The 260-nt window shown below is 48.1% G+C and carries 1 rRNA gene; it reads right to left on the reverse strand.

Annotated features, from left to right (window positions below):
* Window positions 1–139: 139 nt before the first annotated feature.
* Window positions 140–260: ribosomal RNA gene (locus RF641_RS17610) — 23S ribosomal RNA — on the reverse strand; the annotation flags it as partial.

Consider the following 260-nt stretch of genomic DNA (forward strand, 5'->3'; position numbering starts at 1 on the left):
CACGAAGCACACAAACCAACCATGGTGGTCCGGTAGCTTATCCTTGCAAATCTTCAGGTTCGAGGTTGTTGTCTCGTAACCGCATAGTGAACGCGAACAATCAGAAAAACGTATTTTGTCGACACACAGTTTAGATAGTGTGTTGTAAGCCATCGGCCTATTAGTACAGGTCAGCTACACAAGTCTTTGGTCCTTGCTTCCACATCCTGCCTATCAACCCAGTAATCTAGCTGGGGGCCTCACCCACACACAGTGGATGG

Source organism: Arthrobacter sp. 'calajunan' (genome assembly GCF_046940185.1).
GTDB classification, from domain to species: domain Bacteria; phylum Actinomycetota; class Actinomycetes; order Actinomycetales; family Micrococcaceae; genus Glutamicibacter; species Glutamicibacter soli.